We start from the raw sequence: 4,286 nt of genomic DNA, 5'->3' as shown, positions 1-4,286 counted from the left end.
CGCCGCCGGGCCACGCGCCGTGTGTCGGCGCCTGCCGGTGCACCGGTGTCCGCCGAGGCCGCCGAGACCGTCGTCCCGGCCGCTGCCGCCGCCACGGCCGCCACCGGGACCAGCGAGACCGCTTCGGCCGCCGAGGAGCCCGCCGGGGCCCTCGCAGCCGCGCCGGAAGCGGCGCAGGAGCCGGCCGCCGAGGAGGCCGCGCCCGCGCGTCCGCGCCGCCGGGCCACGCGCCGTGTGTCGGCGCCCGCCGGTGCGCCGAAGGCCGCCGAGGAGACGCCCGCCGCCGAGGTGACCGAGCCCGCCGCTGCCGCCGTTCAGGAGCCGGCCGCCGAAGAGCCCGCGCCCGCGCGCCCGCGTCGCCGGGCCACGCGCCGTGTGTCGGCGCCCGCCGGTGCGCCGAAGGCCGCCGAGGAGACGCCCGCCGCCGAGGCGGAGCCGGTGCGGGAGACGCCCGTCGAGGAGGCTGCCGAGGCGCCCGTCGAGGAGGCCGCCCCGCGCCGTACCCGGCGCCGGGCCACCCGCCGGGTCTCCGCGCCCGCCGGCGAGGAGGCCGCCGAGGCCCCCGCCGCCACCCAGGCCGAGGAGCGGACTCTGGCCACCCCCGCGGAGCCGGAGGCACCCGTGACCACGCACACCACCGAGCCGGCCGACGCCGCGCAGGCCTCGCAGATCCCCGCGCCGGCCGCCGAGGCCGCCGCGCCGCGCCGCGCCCGGCGCCGGGCCGTACGAGCCGCGTCCGGGTTCGCCGAGCCCGCGCAGCCCGCCGCGCCCAAGGCCGCCGAGCCCGCCGAGGCCGCCGAGCCCGCGCAGTCCGCCGGGACGAAGGGCAGGCGCCGCCCCGCCCGTCCCGCCGTCGCCGTGTTCCAGGCGCCGGTGTTCACCGAACCCCGGTTCCAGACCCCGGAGCGGGCCGCCGCCGAGGCCGCGGCCGAGGCCGCCGAGGAGGAGGAGCCCGAGGAGACCGAGGAGTACGCGGAGGAGCGCGCCGAGACCGGTACCCGCCGGCGCCGGCGCCGCCGCGGTGCCGCCGAGGAGACCCGGCCCGTCGAGGCCGCCGCCGAGGAGGAGCCGGAGGAGGCCGAGGAGGCCCCCGAGTCCGCCGAGGACCTCGCCGAGGGCGAGGAGGGTGACGAGACCGAGGGCGCCGAGGGCTACGAGGAGTCCGGCTCGCGCCGCCGTCGCCGCCGGGGCGGACGCCGCCGCCGGCGCGGCGACGCCGCCGACGGCGAGTCCGGCGAGGGCGTGGACGCCGAGGAACTGGCCGCCGAGCAGGCCGCGCAGGACGCCGAGGACACCGCCGAGCAGGAGGAAGAGGACGCCGAGGAGGGTCGCGCCGACGAGCCCGCCGGGTCCAGCGCCGGCAGCCGCCGTCGCCGTCGCCGCCGTCGCCGGGCCGGTGAGACCACGGTCGACGCCGAGCCGTCCGCCGACGACCCGGAGCGCACCGTCGTCAAGGTCCGCGAGCCGCGCAAGCCCAGCGAGCCGTCCGACGAGGTGCAGTCCATCAAGGGCTCGACCCGGCTGGAGGCCAAGAAGCAGCGCCGCCGGGAAGGCCGTGAGCAGGGGCGCCGACGCGTCCCGATCATCACCGAGGCCGAGTTCCTGGCCCGCCGCGAGGCCGTCGAGCGCGTGATGGTGGTCCGTCAGCACGGCGACCGTACGCAGATCGGCGTCCTGGAGGACGGCGTGCTCGTCGAGCACTACGTCAACAAGGAGCAGTCGACCTCGTACGTCGGCAACGTCTACCTGGGCAAGGTCCAGAACGTGCTGCCGTCGATGGAGGCCGCCTTCATCGACATCGGCAAGGGCCGCAACGCCGTCCTGTACGCCGGCGAGGTCAACTTCGAGGCGCTCGGCATGTCGGGCGGTCCGCGCCGCATCGAGTCCGCCCTGAAGTCCGGCCAGTCCGTCCTGGTGCAGGTCACCAAGGACCCGATCGGCCACAAGGGCGCCCGTCTGACCAGCCAGGTCTCCCTCCCGGGCCGTTATCTGGTGTACGTGCCCGAGGGCTCGATGACCGGCATCAGCCGCAAGCTGCCCGACACCGAGCGGGCCCGGCTGAAGACCATCCTCAAGAAGATCGTCCCCGAGAAGGCGGGCGTCATCGTGCGCACCGCCGCCGAGGGCGCGAGCGAGGACGAGCTGCGCCGTGACGTCGAGCGGCTCCAGGCGCAGTGGGAGGAGATCCAGAAGAAGGCCAAGAGCGGCAACGCCCCGACGCTGCTGTACGGCGAGCCGGACATGACCGTCCGGGTCGTGCGCGACATCTTCAACGAGGACTTCTCCAAGGTCGTCGTCAGCGGCGACGACGCCTGGCAGACCATCCACGGCTACGTCTCGCACGTCGCCCCGGACCTGGCCGGCCGGCTGTCGAAGTGGACGAGCGAGGTCGACGTCTTCGCCACCTACCGGATCGACGAGCAGCTCGCCAAGGCGCTGGACCGCAAGGTCTGGCTGCCCAGCGGCGGTTCGCTGGTGATCGACCGGACCGAGGCGATGGTCGTCATCGACGTCAACACCGGCAAGTTCACCGGCCAGGGCGGCAACCTGGAGGAGACGGTCACCAGGAACAACCTGGAGGCGGCCGAGGAGATCGTGCGCCAGCTGCGGCTGCGCGACCTCGGCGGCATCATCGTGATCGACTTCATCGACATGGTCCTGGAGTCCAACCGCGACCTGGTGCTGCGCCGCCTGCTGGAATGCCTGGGCCGGGACCGTACGAAGCACCAGGTGGCCGAGGTCACCTCGCTGGGCCTGGTCCAGATGACCCGCAAGCGGGTCGGCCAGGGCCTGCTGGAGTCCTTCTCCGAGACCTGCGTCCACTGCAACGGCCGCGGTGTCATCGTCCACCTGGACCAGGCGACCGCCAACGGTGGCGGCGGCAAGCGCAAGAAGCGCGGCCGGGGCGCCGAGGCGGCGGAGCCGGTGCACGAGCATGTGCACGAGACCCCCGCCGTGGCCGTGGAGTCCGCCGCGGACGTCACGCCCGAGGTGGAGACCGCCGTCGAGGTGGCCGCCGAGGCCGCCGAGCCGGTCGCCCTGCCCGCGCCCGACTTCGCGCCGGACGAGGAGCTGTACAGCAGCGTCGCCGAGGCGGAGGCGGCGGCCACCCGTGGCCGCACCCGGCGCCGGGCGAGCCGCCGCGCGTCGGCCCCGGCCGGCGCACCGAAGGCGGAGAGGGCCGAGAAGCCGGAGAAGGCCGAGAAGCCGGAGAGGGCCGAGAAGGCCGAGAAGGCGGGGAAGGCCGGCCGCAAGGCGGAGAAGGCCGAGGCCGAGCCGGTCGCGCAGGCCGAGGTGCCGACCGCCCAGGACGTCACCGCCGAGGAGGCGGCGGCGCGCCCGGTGCGGCCGGAGCCCGCCGCCGAGGCGCTGGCCGAGCCGGTGGCCGTCGAGGACCAGGTGGTCCCGGCGCCGCAGGCCGAGGCGCCGGCCGCCGAGGAGGCCGCGCCCAAGGGCCGTACGCGCCGTCGGGCGACCCGCAAGGCGTCGGCCCCGGCCGGTTCCCCCGCGGGCGCCGAGGCCGCCGTGGTGACGGTGTCCGAGGCCGCGCCCGTGGCCGAGGCCCCGGCGGAGCGGCCCGTCGCGGCTACCGAGGCCCCGGCCGAGACCGAGAAGCCGGCGGAGGCCGGGCAGCCGGTGGCCGAGAGCGCCCCGGCGCCCGCCCGCCCGCGCCGCCGCGCGGTGCGCAAGGCCACCGCGCCGACCGCGCCCGAGGAGGCGGCCGTGGTGGTCGTCCCGTCGGCGGCGCCCGAGGCGGCTCCGGCGGCCGAGGCTCCGGCGGCGGAAGCCCCCGTGGCCGAGGCTCCGGTGACCGAGGGAGCTGAAGGAGCCGAGGAGGCCGAGGCGGCCGCCCCGGCCAAGAAGACCGCCCGCAAGGCGGCGGCCAAGAAGGCCCCGGCGAAGAAGGCGGCGGCCAAGAAGGCCACCACCAAGAAAACCGCGGCCAAGAAGACGGCCGCGAAGAAGACGACGGCCAAGAAGGCGACGAAGACCGCCAAGACGGCCGCCGCGAAGTCGACGGCGAAGTCCGTGCCGTCGGCCCCGGCCGCCGACGACTGATCGAGCCGCCGTACAGGGTGTGGTCCTGTCCGTGGACAGGACCACACCCGTTTTTCCCGTCGGCCCCGGCCGACGGGTGACCGGTCCGTCGACCGCGCACGGCGCCCCAGCCGGCCGCGACGCCGGTGCACACAGGAACCAAAGGAGAGAAACCGCGATGATAGGCCTTGTGCTGGCGGCCGGCGCCGGACGGCGTCTGCGCCCCTACACCGACACGCTGCCCAAGG

General features: G+C 76.5%; 1 protein-coding gene. It reads left to right on the top strand.

Annotated features, from left to right (window positions below; translation table 11 throughout):
* Window positions 1-4,059 (top strand): Rne/Rng family ribonuclease (locus ABD350_RS17655; RefSeq protein WP_344349096.1); only part of this gene is annotated, 4,059 nt, incomplete at its 5' end.
* Window positions 4,060-4,286 lie beyond the last annotated feature (227 nt).

The sequence above is a fragment of the Streptomyces nogalater genome, assembly GCF_039532885.1.
Taxonomy (GTDB): domain Bacteria; phylum Actinomycetota; class Actinomycetes; order Streptomycetales; family Streptomycetaceae; genus Streptomyces; species Streptomyces nogalater.
Note: the sequence above shows the minus strand (reverse complement) of the source record. Positions and strands in the feature narration are given on the sequence as shown.